The 16,712-nt window shown below is 70.5% G+C and carries 14 protein-coding genes and 2 pseudogenes; 8 read left to right on the top strand and 8 right to left on the bottom strand.

The features are described 5' to 3' along the window. The 3 genes from JNW87_RS06235 to JNW87_RS06225 all read left to right on the top strand — a co-directional run. Positions 1 to 1,286, top strand: a 1,286-nt coding sequence (locus JNW87_RS06235) for a hypothetical protein (RefSeq protein ID WP_238453275.1), incomplete at its 5' end; no start/stop codon positions are given. 23 nt (positions 1,287 to 1,309) lie between these two features. Further along, the gene (locus JNW87_RS39305) at positions 1,310 to 1,561 is read left to right on the top strand and encodes an aldehyde dehydrogenase family protein (RefSeq protein ID WP_309233916.1); all 252 of its coding nucleotides are present in this window, start codon (positions 1,310 to 1,312) and stop codon (positions 1,559 to 1,561) included. 110 nt (positions 1,562 to 1,671) lie between these two features. Next, positions 1,672 to 2,463 (top strand): class I SAM-dependent methyltransferase, encoded by a 792-nt coding sequence (locus JNW87_RS06225; protein WP_238453273.1) that lies wholly within the window; start codon positions 1,672 to 1,674, stop codon positions 2,461 to 2,463. A gap of 21 nt (positions 2,464 to 2,484) precedes the next feature. Here JNW87_RS06225 and JNW87_RS06220 read toward each other — a convergent pair whose 3' ends face one another. From JNW87_RS06220 to JNW87_RS06205, 4 genes are read right to left on the bottom strand one after another with little or no spacing between them, the layout of a single operon-like run. Continuing rightward, positions 2,485 to 3,939, bottom strand: coding sequence for an acyl-CoA synthetase (locus JNW87_RS06220; RefSeq protein ID WP_238453272.1), 1,455 nt, complete (start codon positions 3,937 to 3,939; stop codon positions 2,485 to 2,487). Continuing rightward, complete coding sequence (locus tag JNW87_RS06215) at positions 3,924 to 4,073, bottom strand: hypothetical protein (RefSeq protein ID WP_238453271.1); 150 nt, start codon at positions 4,071 to 4,073, stop codon at positions 3,924 to 3,926. The genes JNW87_RS06220 and JNW87_RS06215 overlap by 16 nt, the downstream gene beginning before the upstream one ends. 2 nt (positions 4,074 to 4,075) lie before the next feature. Further along, a complete protein-coding gene (locus JNW87_RS06210; RefSeq protein ID WP_238453270.1) occupies positions 4,076 to 4,705 on the bottom strand; it encodes an enoyl-CoA hydratase-related protein in 630 nt (209 codons plus the stop codon). A gap of 3 nt (positions 4,706 to 4,708) precedes the next feature. Continuing rightward, complete coding sequence (locus JNW87_RS06205; RefSeq protein ID WP_238453269.1) at positions 4,709 to 5,968, bottom strand: CaiB/BaiF CoA-transferase family protein; 1,260 nt, start codon at positions 5,966 to 5,968, stop codon at positions 4,709 to 4,711. 145 nt (positions 5,969 to 6,113) lie between these two features. Between JNW87_RS06205 and JNW87_RS06200 the strand changes: the two genes are divergently transcribed. Together JNW87_RS06200 and JNW87_RS06195 are read left to right on the top strand one after the other, a co-directional pair. Then, positions 6,114 to 6,902 (top strand): GntR family transcriptional regulator, encoded by a 789-nt coding sequence (locus tag JNW87_RS06200; RefSeq protein WP_238453268.1) that lies wholly within the window; start codon positions 6,114 to 6,116, stop codon positions 6,900 to 6,902. Further along, the gene (locus JNW87_RS06195) at positions 6,899 to 7,432 is read left to right on the top strand and encodes a gamma carbonic anhydrase family protein (protein WP_238453267.1); all 534 of its coding nucleotides are present in this window, start codon (positions 6,899 to 6,901) and stop codon (positions 7,430 to 7,432) included. The genes JNW87_RS06200 and JNW87_RS06195 overlap by 4 nt, the downstream gene beginning before the upstream one ends. A gap of 15 nt (positions 7,433 to 7,447) precedes the next feature. On the opposite strand, the gene JNW87_RS06190 is transcribed toward JNW87_RS06195, so the two are convergent. Continuing rightward, on the bottom strand, positions 7,448 to 8,275 hold the full coding sequence (locus JNW87_RS06190) for an IclR family transcriptional regulator (RefSeq protein WP_309233915.1): 828 nt from the start codon (positions 8,273 to 8,275) through the stop codon (positions 7,448 to 7,450). Between the two features lie 242 nt (positions 8,276 to 8,517). On the opposite strand from JNW87_RS06190, the pseudogene aceB reads away from it, so the two are divergent. Next, positions 8,518 to 10,119, top strand: a pseudogene (gene aceB / locus JNW87_RS06185) (malate synthase A). Positions 10,120 to 10,243: 124 nt separating this feature from the next. Here aceB and JNW87_RS06180 read toward each other — a convergent pair. The 3 genes from JNW87_RS06180 to JNW87_RS06170 all read right to left on the bottom strand — a co-directional run bounded on the left by JNW87_RS06180 (position 10,244) and on the right by JNW87_RS06170 (position 14,385). Next, on the bottom strand, positions 10,244 to 10,906 hold the full coding sequence (locus JNW87_RS06180) for a heterodisulfide reductase-related iron-sulfur binding cluster (RefSeq protein ID WP_238453266.1): 663 nt from the start codon (positions 10,904 to 10,906) through the stop codon (positions 10,244 to 10,246). A gap of 178 nt (positions 10,907 to 11,084) precedes the next feature. Next, positions 11,085 to 13,172, bottom strand: a complete 2,088-nt coding sequence (locus JNW87_RS06175) for an FAD-binding and (Fe-S)-binding domain-containing protein (protein ID WP_238453265.1) — start codon at positions 13,170 to 13,172, stop codon at positions 11,085 to 11,087. A gap of 49 nt (positions 13,173 to 13,221) precedes the next feature. Then, a complete protein-coding gene (locus tag JNW87_RS06170; RefSeq protein WP_238453264.1) occupies positions 13,222 to 14,385 on the bottom strand; it encodes an alanine--glyoxylate aminotransferase family protein in 1,164 nt (387 codons plus the stop codon). 459 nt (positions 14,386 to 14,844) lie between these two features. Here JNW87_RS06170 and JNW87_RS41335 point away from each other — a divergent pair. Both JNW87_RS41335 and JNW87_RS06160 read left to right on the top strand, forming a co-directional pair. Beyond that, positions 14,845 to 15,486: pseudogene (locus JNW87_RS41335) on the top strand (SLC13 family permease); the annotation flags it as partial. A 298-nt stretch (positions 15,487 to 15,784) separates the two neighbouring features. After that, positions 15,785 to 16,366 carry an SLC13 family permease gene (locus JNW87_RS06160; protein ID WP_238453262.1) on the top strand — a complete coding sequence of 194 codons (582 nt, stop codon included), beginning with the start codon at positions 15,785 to 15,787 and terminating at the stop codon, positions 16,364 to 16,366. The last annotated feature ends 346 nt before the right edge of the window (positions 16,367 to 16,712 follow it).

Below are 16,712 nucleotides of genomic sequence, written 5' to 3'. Positions count from 1 at the left end.
CCGTCGGCGGCGCCGCGCCCGCCACCGCCGAGGCGGCACTCGACTTCCCGCATTTCACCTACGCCGGTACCGCGTTCGACAAGAGCGCGCTCGCCTACAACCCGACCAACGAGTTCATCTTCCCGAGTGTCATCCGGGCCGCCGACTACTTCCCGAACCCGCGGGGCACCTACTACATGTACTACGCCCCCCATGAGCGTCCCGGCGGGATCGCCCTCGCCTACTCCGACTCGATCGACGGCCCGTGGACCGAGTACGCCGCCAACCCGCTGATCGGCAACACCTGGCTGCCGCACTACTCCACGGTCAGCCACGTCTCCTCACCACACGCGGTGTGGATCGAGGGCGAGCGCAAGCTGTTCCTCTATTTCCACGGCGAGAACTCCATCACCCGCTACGCCACCTCCGACGACGGTATCCACTTCAGCTACGGCGGCACTGCGGTAAGCCGGGACGACACGACCGGCGGGGAAACCTCCTACGCCCGGGTGTTCGAGCAGTCCGTGCCGCGCCTGGGCACCCGGTACCTGATGCTCTTCATGGACAATCCCACCGCGGCGCTGCCCGGCCCGACCGGGCCGGTGTCCCGGCGGATCCGCTGGGCGGTCTCCAACGACGCGCGGACCTGGACGATCCAACCCGAACCGATCGTGACCCCGCAGGGCATCGAAGGCCCGAACGCCTCAGGGCCGTTCTTCCTGCGCTGGTACGACCGCAACCTGGTGATCTACCACGCCGCCGACGGCAACATGCACGCGGTGGACGTCGGAGCGGACTTCGACCAGGAGATCCACCTCGGCATCGTGCACGACTCGATGCCTGGTGGGCCCGACCTCGGACGATCGGCCGCGCCGACGTTCTACTTCGATGGTCGTACCGCGCACATGTACTACGAGGCCGGCGGCCGACTCACCGCGACCATCGGGCACGCTACCGCAGCCCTCGCCAACCCGGTGCCGGTGCGGCAGCTGGACTGTGCGGTGGACCGACCGGTCCTCTGGCCGCCGAACCACGAACTGGTCGACGTCACCGTGACGGTGGACCTTCGCGACGGTGTGCTCGGCCCGAGGGCGTTCACCCTGACCGGCGTGACCGGCGGTGACGCCGCGGACGCCAGCGGCTTTACCACCGACACGCCGGACACCAGCGGCATGCTACGGGCGGAACGGGCCGGAGACGGCGGGGACCGGGTGTACAACCTGACGTACGCCGGCCACGACGAGATCGGGCGACCGGTCGGCTGCACGGTCACCGTCACCGTCCCGCACGACGAGGGCAGCAACTAGAACAAGCCGTCGGGCGGCACCGGGTGCCGCCCGACCACGCTCGTTGTCCGTCGTTCGAGGACCACGACCACGCGATGGACGAGCCGATGGAGGCTAAGCTGCGCCACAACGGTGAGGCGTGCACGGCCGCCAACCGCTTCTACGTCCACGAAGCCATGGCGCGGTCCTTCGCGGACCGGCTCGCGGAGCGCTTCCGCGATTTGGTCGTCGGCCGTGGCGTGGACGAGTCCGTCACGCTGGGCCCGCTCATCGACCGGACCGCCGTCACCAGCTGATCCGGCCTTCTGCCCCATCGCGTTGACGCCGAGGCACCGGGCCTGGACCTGGTGAACGTTCTACCATTAACGTCTCCGGTCTCGTTCCGGCTGTTAAGGAAGCGCCTGCGATGCGGTCCAGAGACAATGACGTGGTACGCCATGACCTGATCCTGCGGGAGTTCGCCCGGCAGGCTGGCAGCTTCGAGGACGCACGTCTCAACGGTGCCTTCACCCGGCATCTCCAGCGCCTCGTCGACTTCGCGAGGCCGGACCCCGAGGATGTCTGCCTGGACGTCGCCTGCGGCACCGGACTGGTCGCCCGCGGGCTCGCCGTGCGTACCCGGCACGTGACCGCGCTTGACGCCACTCCCGAGATGCTGGAGACGGGCAAGGCGCGGGCCGACGCCGAAGGCGTGTCCAACGTGGTGTTCCAGCGGGGCGACGCGGCGCGACTGCCCTTCCTCGACGGCTCGTTCTCGCTCGTGATCTCCAGGTTCTCGCTGCACCACGTGGCCGAGCCGGACAAGGTCGCGGCCGAGATGGTGCGGGTGTGCCGCGCCGGCGGGCGGGTGGTGGTTGCCGACATGGTGATCAAGCCGGAGCTGCCCGGCGACCCCGACCGGGTGGAGCGGCTGCGCGACCCGTCCCACGGAGCGATGCTCGGTGCCGAGGCCATCCTCCGGCTGCTCACGTCGGCCGGGGCCGCGGTCGAGACGTCCGACGTCTTCGACGTCGAGCGTCCGCTTCGTCCGTGGCTCGAGCAGGCCGGTACAGGTGGCGATGTCGCTCGTCAGATCGAGGAGGAGCTGTCCGGGGAGCTCTCCGGCGACGCTCCGACCGGCATGCGCCCTCTCACCGTGGACGGCGAGCTCTGGTTCACCCAGACGTGGGCACACATCTCCGTGACCGTGCCGTCCTGACCGGCCGCGTCGTGGCCGCGTTCACCCGCCGGCGAGCAGCTTCTTCTGCACCTTGCCCATCGCGTTGCGAGGTAGTTGCTCGACCAGATGGACCTGCCGCGGGCGTTTGTGCGCGGAGATCCGACCGGCCACGAACTCGATGAGCTGCGCCTCGGTCACCGCGTCGGCGACCACGTAGGCGACCACCTGTTGCCCGAGGTCGGGGTGGGGCGCGCCGATCACCGCGGCCTCCCGGACCGCGGGGTGGGCGAGCAGCGCATTCTCCACCTCGCCCGCGCCGATCCGGTACCCGCCACTCTTGATCATGTCGATGGAGGCGCGGCCGATGATCCGGTGCCACCCGTCGGGGTCGATGGTGGCGATGTCCCCGGTACGGAACCAGCCGTCGGAAGTGAACGACTCCCGGTTGGCCTCCGGCCGGTTGAGGTACCCGCTGAACATGATCGGTCCACGTATCTGGAGTTCGCCCGGGGACTCACCGTCGGGCGCGACCGGGGTGCCGTCCTCGCCGACCAGCCTGCTGTCCACCCCGGCGAGTCGCGTGCCGACGAACCCGGGCCGGCGTTCTCCGTCCGCGCGGCTGCTGACGGTGATCAGCGTTTCGGTCATCCCGTAGCGCTCGACGGGCGGCTGTCCGGTGAGCTCGGCGAGCTGCTCGAAGACGGGCAGCGGCAGCGGTGCGCTGCCGGAGACCAGCAGCCGGGCCGACGACAGGGCTCGGGCGGCGGACGGCTCGGCGCAGACCCTTGACCACACGGTCGGCACGCCGAAGTACAGGGTTCCGGCGGCGGCGGCATAGGCGTCCGGCTTGGGCCGGGCGGTGTGGGCCAGCCGGGACCCGACCCGAAGTGCTCCCAGTACACCGAGCACGAGGCCGTGCACGTGGAACAGGGGGAGGCCGTGCACCAACAGATCGTCGGGGGTCCACGACCATGCGTCCGCGAGCGCGTCCAGGTCGGCGGCGATCGCCTGCCGCGGGATGAGGGCTCCCTTCGGCGCTCCGGTGGTGCCGGAGGTGTAGAGGATCAGCGCGGTGCTCTGCGGCGCGGGTTCGGGATAGCTGGTGGCCGAGCGTCCGGTCAGGTCGACAGCGGCGACGGGGACTCGCGTACCTGCCAGCGGCGCGGTGCCGTAGCTGGCCGGGGGGACGAGCAGCAGCGAGGCGGCCGAGTCGCGCAGCAGGTAGTCCCGTTCGGTGGGGCCGGAGTCCGGTGGCACCGGTACGACGGGCACCCCGGCGAGCAGGCCGGCCACGACCGCCACCACGGTCTCCATGCTGGCGGTCGCCCAGATCGCCACCGCGTCGCCGCCGGCGATGCGGTCGGCGAGGGCGGTGGCGGCGGACAACACCGCTTCCCGGGACGCCCGCTGGTCCCCGACCCGGATCGCGTCCGCGTCGTCACCGAACGCCCCGGACAAGGCCGGCAGCAGCACTTCTCCGCTCCCTCGTCGCATCGTGGTCACCGTCCGGTCCATGTCGTCGGCTGCTTGGCCGTGAAGGCCCGGACGGCGGCTCGGAAGTCGTCGCTGCCGTAGACCCGGGAGACGATGTCGTCGCCGTCGGCGCGGCCCCGGCGTAGCCGTCGGATCGCCTCCTTCGTCGCCCACATGGTCAGCGGGGCATGCCCGGCCAGGCGGTCGACGGTCTGCTGGACGGCCTTGTCGAGATCCTCCGTGGACTCGGCCACGAAGCCCGCCGCGTGCGCCTCCCGACCGGAGTAGAACGTCGCGTTGAGCAGCAGATCCAGGGTGCGGCCGGCCCGAGGTGGTGCAGCAGCAGCGCATAGGTGGGCATCGACAGGCAGTTTCCCAGGGTCCTGGCGATGGGGATCCCGAACCGCGCGTCGGGGGTGGCAAGTCGTAGGTCGCACACGGCGGCGATCGCCAGGCCCGCGCCGACGCAGTAGCCACGGATGGCCGCGACCGTCGGCACGTTGACGTCCTCCAGCCGGTCCAGCACCCGCGTGATCTTCCGCTCGTATTCGACCCCGTCGGCGCCGCCGGTGAAGTCCGCGAACTGTCTGATGTCGGTGCCGGCGACGAAGGCGTCCTCGCCCGCCCCGCGCAGCACGAGCACCCGCACGTCGTCGTCCGCGTCGGCCCGTTCACACGCCTGGTACAGGCCGTCGTACATCGCCCACGTCATCGCGTTGCGCTGCCGGGGTCGGTTGAAGGTCACGGCGAGGGCCGGGCCCTGCTTTTCCACCAGGACCTCGGAGCGGGAACCGGGCGACGAGGGCATTGCCTACCTCCTGGTCGTCGTTGTCGTGGCGGAGCTCGTGGTCGTGGCGACGCCGACGTCGTCGGCCAGGGCGGTGCCGGAGGCGACGAGGTGATCGATCTCCGCCGCGCCGCAACCGGCGGCGAGCAGCACCTCCCGGGTGTCGGCGCCGAGGACGGGACCCGCGCCCGCGCGCTGAACCGGGGTCTCGGACATGCGCATCGGCGAGCCGAGTTGGCGCACCGACCCCAGGGTCGGGTGCGGGGCGTCCCAGAAGAAGCCGCGGGCCGCGAGGTGCTCGTCGGTGAAGACCTCGCCGTAGTCGGCGATCGGGGCGCACGGCACGCCGGCCTTGTTGAGCCGCTCGATGATCTCCGCCGTGCTCATCGTGCTCGTCACGGTTTCGATGCTCTTGATCAGCTCCGCGCGGTTCTCCAGCCGGGAGAACGCGTCCGCGTAGCGCGGGTCCGCGAGCAGCCGGGTCAGCCCGAGGGTCGCACAGAACGCCTGCCAGTTGCGGGGGGTGGTGGCGCCGATCGTCACGTAGCCGTCGCTGCTGTGCACCGCCTGGTACGGAGCGTTGCTCTGGTGCGCCGAGCCCATCGGGCCACCCACCTCGCCGGTTGCGAAGTACTTTCCCGCCTCCCAGACGGCGAAGGACACCCCGGCCTCGAACAGCGAAACGTCGATGTGCTGCCCCGTTCCGGAGCGGTCCCGTTCCCTGAGCGCGGCGGTGACCGCGAGCGCCAGGTAGAGGCCGCAGACCAGGTCGCAGATCGGCACGCCCACCTTCGCCGGTGGACCGCCGGGGTGGCCGGTGATGCTCATCAGCCCGCTACGCGCCTGCGCCATGATGTCCAACCCCGGCAGATTCGCGAGCGGCCCGTCCTGCCCCCAGCCGGAGCCGGAGGCGTACACCAGACGGGGGTTGATCTCCCGCAGGTCCTGGTAACCGAGACCGAGACGGCGCATGGCGCCGGGGCGGAGGTTCTCGACGAGGACGTCGGCCCGCTCGACCAGTCGGAGGAACGCCGACCGCGCGTCCGGCGACTTGAGGTCTAGGGCGACCGAGCGCTTGTTGCGGTTGATGCGCACGAACGGCGAGCTCTCCGTCCCGAGGAACGGACCGGTCTGGCGTACGGGGTCACCGCCGGTCGAGTGCTCGACCTTGATGACCTTCGCCCCGAGGTCGGCGAGTTGCAGGGCGGCGAACGGCGCCGCCATGAACGCCCCGATCTCCAACACGGTCACTCCGGTCAGGGGCGGCGTGCGTTCGTTGGTCATCGACCTGCCTCCGGGTGATCGGCGCCGGTACGTGATCACGGGACAACCCGTGCCGCACGGGAGAGCACAGGGTGTTCGGATGGGAAAGCTACCGGTAGAGTCCACCGTTGTCTACAGAAGACAAGGCCCGTGGCGAGGAGTTCCGATGGCGGAGAGGACGACGGTGACGAGGCCCGACGAGGCGGCCCGCCGGATCGCGCCTCCGCCGAGCATGGCGCGGCTCGCCGCGGACGCCGTGCGGAAGATGATCCTCACCGGCGAGTTGCAGCCGGGTGACCGCGTGGTGGAGAACCAGCTCACTCACCAGCTCGGTGTGTCCCGGCCGCCGTTGCGCGAGGCGTTGCGCGTGCTGGAGCAGGAGGGCCTGCTCGTCCAGCAGCCCCGGCGCGGGGTGATCGTCGTCCCGATCAACCTGCACGACGTGTACGAGATCTTCACGCTCCGCGATCAGCTTGAGCGGATGGCGGTCGAGCTCGGCGTACCCGTGCGATCGCCGGATCGTCTCGAGCGCTGCCGGGCGGCGCTACGTGACCTGGAGGACGCCGCCCGGGCCGGCGACGCCGCGACGGTCACGGATCGCGCGTTCGACTTCCATCTGGCCGTGGTGGGGTTGGCCGGCCACCGCCGGCTCGAGGACTCCTACCGCTCCCTGTCTCTGCAGATGCGGCTCTGCATGGGCATGAACCAGCGGGCCAGGGTGGCCGGCGAGGGGCTGTGGGGAATCGTCGAACGGCACCGCGCGATCCTGGCGACCCTGGAGCGCGGGGACCCGCAGGAGGTCCTCGAGATGCTCACCGACCATGGGCAGCACACCTTCGTCCTCGAACTCGGCCACTCGCTCGGCGGCCGCTCGGCCGCGGCGGAGGCCTGGCTGGAACGGCTCGGCCGGTCCCGCTCCGACACTGCCCTTGGACTGGAGGCGCCCCGATCGTGAGCACTCAAGCGCTGGTCGTCCACTTCGGTGACCGCACGCCGAACATCCATCCCGAGGCCTGGGCGGCGCCGGGCTGCACCATCGTCGGCTCCGTCCGGCTGGCGGCCGGTGCCAGCGTCTGGTACGGCTGCGTGCTGCGCGCCGACACCGAGGACATCAGCATCGGCGCCGGCAGCAACATCCAGGACGGTTGCGTCGTGCACGCCGACCCGGACTTTCCGACAGTGGTGGGTTCGGGGGTCTCCGTCGGGCACCGCGCCGTGCTGCACGGCTGCACCATCGAGGACGACGTCCTGATCGGCATGGGAGCCGTCGTCCTCAACGGCGCCCGGATCGGCTCCGGCTCGCTGGTCGCCGCCGGTGCGGTGGTGCTGGCGGGTGCGGTGGTCCCGCCCGGCTCGCTGGTCGCGGGTCTGCCCGCACGGGTGCGGCGTCACCTTTCCGAGGCGGAACGCGTGGGCATCGTGCGCGACGCCGCGGGGTACGTCGAGCGGGCCCGCGCGCACGCCGCGGCGACAGCCCTGCTCTGACGACCGGGCCGGGCGTCAGCCGGCGATGCGATCCGGTCCCGCGGAACGGGGAACGCTGAGTTCGTCGGCCAGGTCCTCGGCGGCCTGACGCAGCAGCGGTACGGCCCGCTCGACCACGTCGGGCGTCATGCGTGGCGCCGGCCCGGAGACCGAGACGGCCAGCCGGTTCGCGATGCCGAGCACCGGTACGGCGACACAGCGCACGCCGATCTCCTGCTCGCCGTCGTCCATGGCGTAGCCCTGGGCCCGTACCCGGTCGATCTCTTCGGCGAACCGGCGTGGTTCGGTGATGGTGTGCTCGGTCTGGGCCGGCATGCCGGTGCGCTCGAGGAGCGTATGCACGTCGCTCGGCGGCAGGTGGGCGAGCAGGGCCTTGCCCACGGCTGTGCAGTGCGGGAAGACGCGCCGTCCGACCTCGGTGAACATCCGCATCGACTGCCTGGACTGGACCTGCGCCACGTACACGACGCGGTCACCGTCCAGCATCGCGAGGTTCGCGCTCTCGCCGAGGGCGTCGACGAGTCGGGACAGGTACGGCCGGGACCAGGTGCCCAGCAGGTGGCTCGCGCTGTCGCCGAGCCGGATGAGGCGGGGGCCCAGGGAGTACTGCCGGGACGGCTCCTGCCGGACGTAGCCGAGGTCGACCAGGGTACGGATCAGCCGGTGAATGGTGGGCAGCGCGAGCCCGGACTCCTGGGCGAGCCGGGACAGTCCGATCACGCCTCCGGCGTCCGCCATGATTTCGAGCAGCTCGAAGGCTCTTTCCAGCGACTGGACGCCACCGGGCACCCGACCTTTCGGCTGCGGGCCGTCGGCAGCCAGGTCCAGGTTCGACTCGGTCACTCAGATCCTCCTTCGCCCGGATGCGCCTGGGAGGGTCACCGGCCACGCGGCGCTATTTCCGCATCGCAGAAGTCTATCCGGCGTGACCGGGGCTCCTCCGCGCCCCTCCCCTTGACTTCCGTAAAGCGGAAATTATTATCCACAATGATGAAGGGCGCGGATCGGCGCCCGGCGGGGTCGGCTCGTGCCGCGCCGAAGACTTCGGCCAGATCGGCCGCGGGAGACAGGAGAAGGTGATCCGGATGCCCGAGATCGACGTGACCGGCGGCCCGGTGGCGCGCGGCGACGAGATTCTCACCCCCGAGGCGCTGGCCTTCGTCGCCGAGCTGCAGGAGCTGTTCGGCGCCCGCCGCGACGAGTTGCTCGACCTGCGCCGCCAGCGCCGGGACGCCGTCGCCCGCAGCCACCGGTTCGACTTCCTGCCCGAGACGCGGGAGGTGCGGGAGACCGCGTGAACCGTCGCTCCAGCCCCTGACGACCTGCGGGACCGCCGGGTGGAGATCACCGGACCGACCGAGCGCAAGATGACGATCAACGCCCTCAACTCCGGCGCCCGGGTCTGGCTCGCCGATCTCGAGGACGCGAACACGCCCCACTGGGGCAACGTCGTGGGCGGGCAGATCAACCTGTACGACGCGGTGCGCCGGGCGATCTCCTTCGCCTCCCCGGACGGCCGGGAGTACGCGCTGCGCGAGGACAGGCGACTCGCGACGATCGTGGTGCGACCGCGCGGCTGGCACTTCGACGAGAGCCATCTGCTCGTCGACGGCAGGCCGGTCGTGGGCGCCCTGGTCGACTTCGGCCTGTACTTCTTCCACAACGCCGAGGAACTCCTGCGCCGGGGCAGTGGCCCGTACTTCTACCTGCCGAAGATGGAGAGCCACCTCGAGGCGCGGCTGTGGAACGAGGTGTTCACCTTCGCGCAGCAGCGGCTCGGCATCGCCCATGGCACGATCCGCGCGACCGTGCTGATCGAGACGATGCCGGCGGCGTTCGAGATGGAGGAGATCCTCTACGAGCTGCGGGAGCACGCGTCGGGCCTCAACGCCGGCCGGTGGGACTACCTGTTCAGCATCATCAAGTACTTCCGCGACTCCGGCGCCGACTTCGTGCTGCCGGACCGAAACTCGGTGACGATGACGGCCCCCTTCATGCGCGCCTACACCGAGCTGCTGGTGCGCACCTGCCACAAGCGCGGGGCGTTCGCGATCGGCGGGATGGCGGCCTTCATCCCCAGCCGACGTGATCCGCAGGTCAACCAGCTGGCGCTGGCGAAGGTCCGCGAGGACAAGGAGCGGGAGGCCGGGGACGGCTTCGACGGTTCGTGGGTCGCGCACCCCGACCTGGTGCCCATCTGCCAGGAGGTCTTCGACCGGGTGCTCGGTGGCCGGCCGAATCAGCTCGACCGGCTGCGCGAGGAGGTCTCGGTCACCGCGGACCAGTTGCTCGACGTGCGAAGCACCCCCGGCGCGGTCACCGAGGCCGGGCTGCGCAACAACATCAGCGTCGCGGTGCAGTACCTCGCCTCGTGGTTGGCCGGCAACGGTGCGGTGGCCATCAACAATTTGATGGAGGACGCGGCGACCGCCGAGATCGCCCGGTCGCAGATCTGGCAGTGGGTGCACAACGACGTCGAGCTCGACACCGGTACGACCGTCACGGGCGAGCTGGTCGAGCGCATTCTCGACGAGGAGCTGGCCAAGATCTGCGACGCCCTGGGGAAGGAGCAGTTCGACGAGGAGCGGTTCGCCCAGGCCCGGAAGCTGGTCCTCGAGGTCGCCCTGGCGGACGACTACGCCGACTTCCTCACCCTTCCGGCGTACCAGGTTTCCTCCGAGAAGTAAGCATGAGCAGCAGGTGAACCCCGGCGGGGCTGCGACAGCAGCGCCGCCGGGGCCGCACCGGGAACGCGCCGTTGCGCCCACCCTCCGGTCATCGGCCGGCACCTGGGTCAGCGGCTGCCGATGGTCAGCTCGCGGCCAACGACTGGCGGACCAGCTCGAGTGGATGCCGGGCGACCCGCTGCGTGCCGTGCCGGATCTGCTGACGGCAGGACACGCCGGTGGCAGCCACCACGGTGTCGGCCGGCTCCGCCCGGACGGCCGGAAAGAGCCGGTCGTTGCCCACCGCCATCGACAGCTCGTAGTGCTCGGACTCGAACCCGAACGAACCCGCCATTCCGCAGCATCCGGCGTCCAGCTCGACCACCTCGACGCCGGGGATGCGGCGCAGCAACGCCACGGTGGCGGCCGTACCGACCTCGGCCTTCTGATGGCAGTGCCCGTGGTAGAGGATGCGTCGGCCGGACAGCCCCGACTCGGCGAGCCGCAGCCGGCCGGAGTCGATGGCCTCGACCAGCAGTTCCTCGACCTGACGCACCCGGCCGGAGACATCCCGCACGTCAGGGTCGTCGGGAAGCAGTTGCCGGTGTTCGTCGCGCAGGGTCAGGATGCACGAGGGCTCGCACCCGACGATCGGAGATCCGGGCGTCGACGAGCGGGCCAACCTTCTGGCCAGCGACCCTGCCTTCCTTCTGGCGTCGTCGAGCAGGCCCTTGGAGAAGCTGGCGCGACCGCAACATCCCCCGCTCTCCAGCCGGACCGTCCAGCCGGCGGCTTCCAGCAGCTCCACCGCTGCCGACCGATTCCCGGCTCCGTGAAGGTGGTGAAGGAGTCGGCGAGCAGGGTCACCTCGCCCAGCGGTGCCGTCCCGTCCACCGAGCGGGCGTGGCGGCGGAACCAGCGGACGAGGTTGCGCCGTTGGAAGGCGGGCAGCGGACGGTTCGGCGTGATGCCGGCGGCTCGGTCCATCAGCCCGCGCAGCGCCGGACACGGCCGGGCAGGTTGGACAGCGGCGCCACGGCCGAGCCAAGGCGGTTGAGCAGCCGGATGGCGCCGAAGAGCCGCGAGCGCAGCGGTACGCCGTGGACGTCGTGGTGCTGTGCGAGGGCCTCGGCCTTGAGCGATGCCATGTCCACCCCGAGCGGACACTCGCTCTTGCACGCCTTGCACATCAGGCACAGGTCGAGGATCTCGTGCAGCCGCTCGTCACCGAGCGCCGTCGCGGGGTCCGGCTCGGAGAGCGCCTTGACCAGTGCGTTCGCCCGTCCCCGGGTGGCATGCTCCTCCTGCCGGGTCGCCATGTACGACGGACACATGGCACCGGTCTCGCTCTTGCGGCACAGCCCGATGTTCATGCACCGGTCCGCGGCCCCCCGCATGCCCCCGACAACGTCGAAGGTCAACCGCGTCCTGATCGGCGGCGCCGGGGGGAGCGCGGCGTCACGCAGGTTCTCGGTCATCGACGGGGCGTCGACGATCTTGCCCGGGTTCATGAGATTCTCCGGGTCGAAGATGCCCTTGACGGTGCGCATCGCCTCGTACAGCTCTTCGCCGAAGATCTCCCGGTTGAACTCGCTGCGGGCCAGGCCGTCGCCGTGCTCGCTGGAGTTGACCCCGCCGTACTCCCGGACAAGATCCTTGATCTCTTCTGCGACCGCGCGCATCGCGCGGACCTGCTCGGGTCTGCTGACGTCCACGAAGGGCCGGATGTGCAGGCAACCGACCGAGCAGTGCCCGTAGAAGCCGGCTTGGAGGCCGTGTCGGTCGAGCACCTCGCGGAAGCGTCTGGTGTAGTCGGCGAGGTGCTTCGGGTCGACCGCGGTGTCCTCGACGAACGCGAGCGGACGCCGGGTCCCGCTGCCGGCGGCCATCAGCAGGCCGAGGCTGGACTTGCGCACCTTGAGCAACGGGGCCTGCTGCTGGGCCGTCTCGGCGCGCAGCGTGTGATACCCGTGGCCGTGCCTGCTCCACAGCGCGGCCAGGCGATCGAGCTGACCGACGAGTTGGCGCTCGTCGTCCCCGCTGAAGGAGACGAAGAGCAGCGCCTCGGGGTCGCCTTCGAGGGTCCGCCCGAGGTCGGCGTACTCGATCTTCTGTCGGGACAGGTCGAGGATGGTGCGGTCCATCATCTCGACCGCCGCCGGGTCGCAGGCCAGGGCGTCCTCGGTCGCCTCGATGGCGCCGAGGACCGACGTGAAATGGCCGACCGCGATCACCGTCCGGCGTGGCTTGGGCACGAGGTCCACGAGGGCCTCGGTCGCGATCACGAGGGTTCCCTCCGACCCGACGACGAACGGGGCGAGGTTGAACGACGGGTCGCCGGCGAGCCGGTCCAGGCGGTAGCCGCAGGCCCGTCGCCAGTACGCCGGAAAGTCCTTCGAGATGGCGCCCGCATACGTCTCCAGCAGGTGCGGCAACTGCCGGTAGAGGCTCCCCTCCAGCGTCGGCAGGGCGGCGCGACGGGCCCGCTCCGCCGGATCCAGCGGGGCGAAGCGGGCCCGGGAGGCGTCGGCGAGCACGACGTCGAGTTCGCGGATGTGATCGATCGTCATCCCGTAGCGGACGGACCCGCTCCCGGCGGAGTTGTTGCCGAGCATCCCACCGATGGTGGCGCGGTTGCTGGTGGACGTGTCCGGCCCGAACATCAGGCCGTGCGCGGCGGCCGCGCGGTTGAGCTGGTCCTGCACGACTCCGGGTTGCACCCGCGCCACCCGGGCGTCCGCGTCGATGTCCAGGATGCGGTGCATGTGCCGGGACAGGTCGAGCACCAGGCCGGGGCCGATCGTCTGCCCGGCGAGGCTCGTGCCACCGCCGCGTGGGACCACCGGTACGCCGTACCTCCCGGCGAGCGAGACGGCGGCCGCGACGTCGTCCGCGTGCCGCGGGAACACCACACCGATCGGTTGGATGGCGTACATGCTCGCGTCCCGGGAGAACAGGTGGCGGGTGTACGCGTCGAAGCCGGTCTCGCCGTCGAGGGCGTGCTCGAGGTCCCGGGCAAGGTCCCGGCCGAGCTCCTCGACGTCCCGGTCGACGCGATCGTCACTGATGGTCACGGTTACTGGCCTCCTCTGTGGACCGGGCGAGGGCGAGATCCGGGGCGGCTCAGGGGCGTTGCAGGCGGTCGAGGGCCGCGTTGATCCCGGTGGTGTCGATCGGAACCCCGGCGGCGACGAGGCCCAGCTGGACACCGGCGAGGGTGCCCGCGAGCATCAGGTCGTTGAAGTCACCCAGATGGCCGATCCGGAAGATCCGTCCGGCGAGCTTGCCGAGACCGGCGCCCAGCGACATGTTGTACCGGTCCAGGATGACGGCACGGATCTTGTCGGCGTCGTACCCGTCGGGGACGATGACGCCGGTCAGCGATCCCGAATGCTCGCGCTCGTCCGCGCAGAGCACCTCGAGGCCCCAGCCGCGGACCGCCAGTCGGGTCGCCTCGGCGTGCCGCTGGTGGCGGGCGTACACGTTGGCCAGGCCTTCCTCGTCGAGCATGCGCAGCGCCTCCCGCAGCCCGTAGAGCAGGTTGGTGGCCGGGGTGTAGGGGAAGAAGCCGCGCTTGTTGGCCTCGATGACCGGCTGCCAGTCCCAGAACGACCGGTGCAGCCGCGCGCTCTTCGACGCGTCCAGTGCCTTCTGGCTGACCGCGTTGAAGCTGAGCCCGGGCGGCAGCATCAGCCCCTTCTGGGAGCCGGCCACCGTGACGTCGACGCCCCACGCGTCGTGCTGGTACTCGATGGATCCCAGCGACGAGATGGTGTCGACGAGCAGCAGTGCCGGGTGGCCGGTCGAGTCGATCGCCTTCCGCACCTCGGCGACCCGGCTCGTCACGCCGGTCGAGGTCTCGTTGTGTACGACCAGGACGGCCTTGATGCGCTGGCCGGTGTCGTCGCGCAGCTTGTCGGCGACCGTCTGCGGGTCGACCCCGTGCCGCCAGTCGCCGGGCACGAGGTCGACCTCGAGGTCGAGTCTGCGCGCCATCTCCCGCCACAACGTCGCGAAGTGGCCCGTCTCGAAGCACACCACGCGGTCCCCGGGACTGAGGGTGTTGACCAGGGCAGCCTCCCAGGCGCCGGTGCCCGACGCCGGATAGATGACGACGGGCTGCGTGGTGCCGAAGACCGGCTTGACGGCCTCGAGCACCTCCAGTGCGAGCTCGGCGAACTGGGGGCCGCGGTGGTCGATGGTGGACGCGGCCATGGCGCGTAGCACCCGGTCCGGCGTGTTGGTGGGGCCCGGGATCTGGAGGAAGTGACGGCCGGTGGGGGTCATACCGAGGCTGCCTCTCAGGTAACAAAGTCCGCCATGCGGAAGTTGTCTACCGCATAACGGAGACCGTATCAACGAACGGCCGGGAGAGCGCAAGCATCCGACCGTCCGGCGGGCCGCCGCGGTCTGTCCCGGCTGGACGGCTCACGGGCCGGCCGGTCGGTGGTCTTGACGGTCGATGTGACATAGCACATACTCCCGAGAACGAAATTTAATTTTCGCATTGCGGAAACAGGTCCGTGTTATGCGGTCCGTGCCGCGGCGGGTGCAGCCCCCCGGTTCCCGCCACCGGTACGCGTCCGTCCAGATGTCTTCTCCGCCCGTCCAAGCGGGACGGACATCTGCCAGCTCGAGTCCGAGGGAGGCAGACGGCGCACCGTCCGAAGTAGACCGAGTTGCCGGCTGGCACGGCTCCTGCCCCACCATCCCGCTGACCTCCGACCCCTCACCCGGGAGGCTCCCATGTCGGTAGAGCTCGTCTCGATCCTCGTCCTAGCCCTCATCTTCGTGATAGCCACGATCCGACCGGTGAACCTCGGCGCGCTCGCGATCGTCGCCGCCTTCATCGTCGGCATCTCGGTCCTCGACGGGGAGGACCTCGGCGAGAAGACCGATGCCGTCTTCGCCGGTTTCCCTGGCGATCTGTTCGTCATCCTCGTCGGCGTCACGTACCTGTTCGCCATCGCGAAGGCCAACGGCACGGTCGACTGGCTCATCCAGACCGCGGTCCGACTGGTCGGGGGCCGGGTCGGGCTGATCCCGTGGATCATGTTCCTGGTGACCGCCTGCCTCACCGCGATCGGGGCCGTGGTCCCGGCGGCGGTGGCGATCATCGCCCCGATCGGCTTGGGCTTCGCGAGGCGGTACAAGATCAACCCGCTCATGATGGGCCTGCTGATCATCAACGGGGCCAGTGCCGGCGGCTTCTCGCCGATCAGCATCTTCGGCAGCATCACCAACGGTGTGGTCGAGAAGGCGGGGCTGCCGGGCAACCCGACCCTGCTCTTCCTGGCCTCGTTCCTCGTCAACCTCGCCATCAGCCTCGCCGCGTACTTCATGTGGGGCGGCCGCGAACTGCTCACCCGCCGGGCCCTCGACACCGGCACCGGCACCATCGACGAAGCGGACCTGGTCAGCGCCACCCGCACCGGTACGACGAGGGACCGCGCGCGGAGCCGGCCGCGACCCCGCCACGGAGGGAGCCTCGGACTCCGGCGTCAGCCTCGCCGACGAAGACGCCGCCGGCGCCCGTCCGGCCGGCGGCGCCGTCGCGGTCGCCGCGGGGTCGGCCCCTTCGCCCGTGCCCGCCCAGGCGACCAGGTCGTCGGGGGGAGCCGCCACCACCACCACGACCGTGCCGGCCGAGGCGGAGGCGCCGCTCAGGCTGGACCGGGAACGGATCATGACGGTGATCGGGCTGTTGGGCCTCGCCGTCGCCGCGCTCTTCTTCGACCTCAACGTCGGCATGGTCGCCGTCACCGTGGCCGCGATCCTCACCCTGCTCTCACCGGAGTCGGCCAAGAACGCCGTCAACCACGTCGCCTGGCCCACCGTGCTGCTCGTCTGCGGCATCGTCATGTACGTCGGCGTCATGCAGAGCATCGGCACGATCGACTGGCTCGGTCAGGAGGTCGCCACCATCGGTGCCCCGTTGATGGCCGCACTCGTCATCTGCTTCATCGGCGGTGCGGTGTCCGCGTTCGCTTCGACGACCGGCATCCTCGGCGCCCTGATTCCGCTCGCCGTACCGTTCCTGACCGGCAGCAACGCCGTCGGGGCGGTCGGACTGATCACCGCTCTGGCGCTCTCGTCGTCCATCGTCGACTCGAGCCCGTACTCGACGAGCGGTGCGCTCACCGTCGCCAACGCGACCGACGAACAGCGGGAGTACGTCTACAAGGGCCTCATGCGCTGGGGCTTCAGCATGGTGGTGATCGTCCCCATCGTCACGTGGCTCATCTTCGTCGTGCCCGGCTGGCTCTGATCCGCGCCCGGCGCAACTCGGCGATCTGCCGACGGCCGGCCTGACGTCGGCAGCGGGGAGGGACGGGCGGTCCGTCCCTCCCCGCTCCCGTTGCCGGCCGAGGGCGGGTGAAAGCCGGTCGCCGCAGACCCGACAGAGGACACGACGTGTACGACGAGCAACTGGTGAGGGCCTTCGCCGAGGCGAGACTGAACGGCGTTGCCGGCCCCGGCGCGACCGCCGCCACTCAGGACGTCCACGAGGCACTGGGCCTGCAGTTGGCCGTCCTCGACCGGCTGGTGGCCGCAGGCGAGCGACTGGCCGGCTGGAAGGTGGGACTCACCTCCGGCCCGCGTCGAGACGTGAT

Source organism: Micromonospora sp. ATA51, assembly GCF_016802855.1.
GTDB lineage: Bacteria > Actinomycetota > Actinomycetes > Mycobacteriales > Micromonosporaceae > Micromonospora > Micromonospora sicca.
This window is presented reverse-complemented; position numbering and strand designations above follow the sequence as displayed.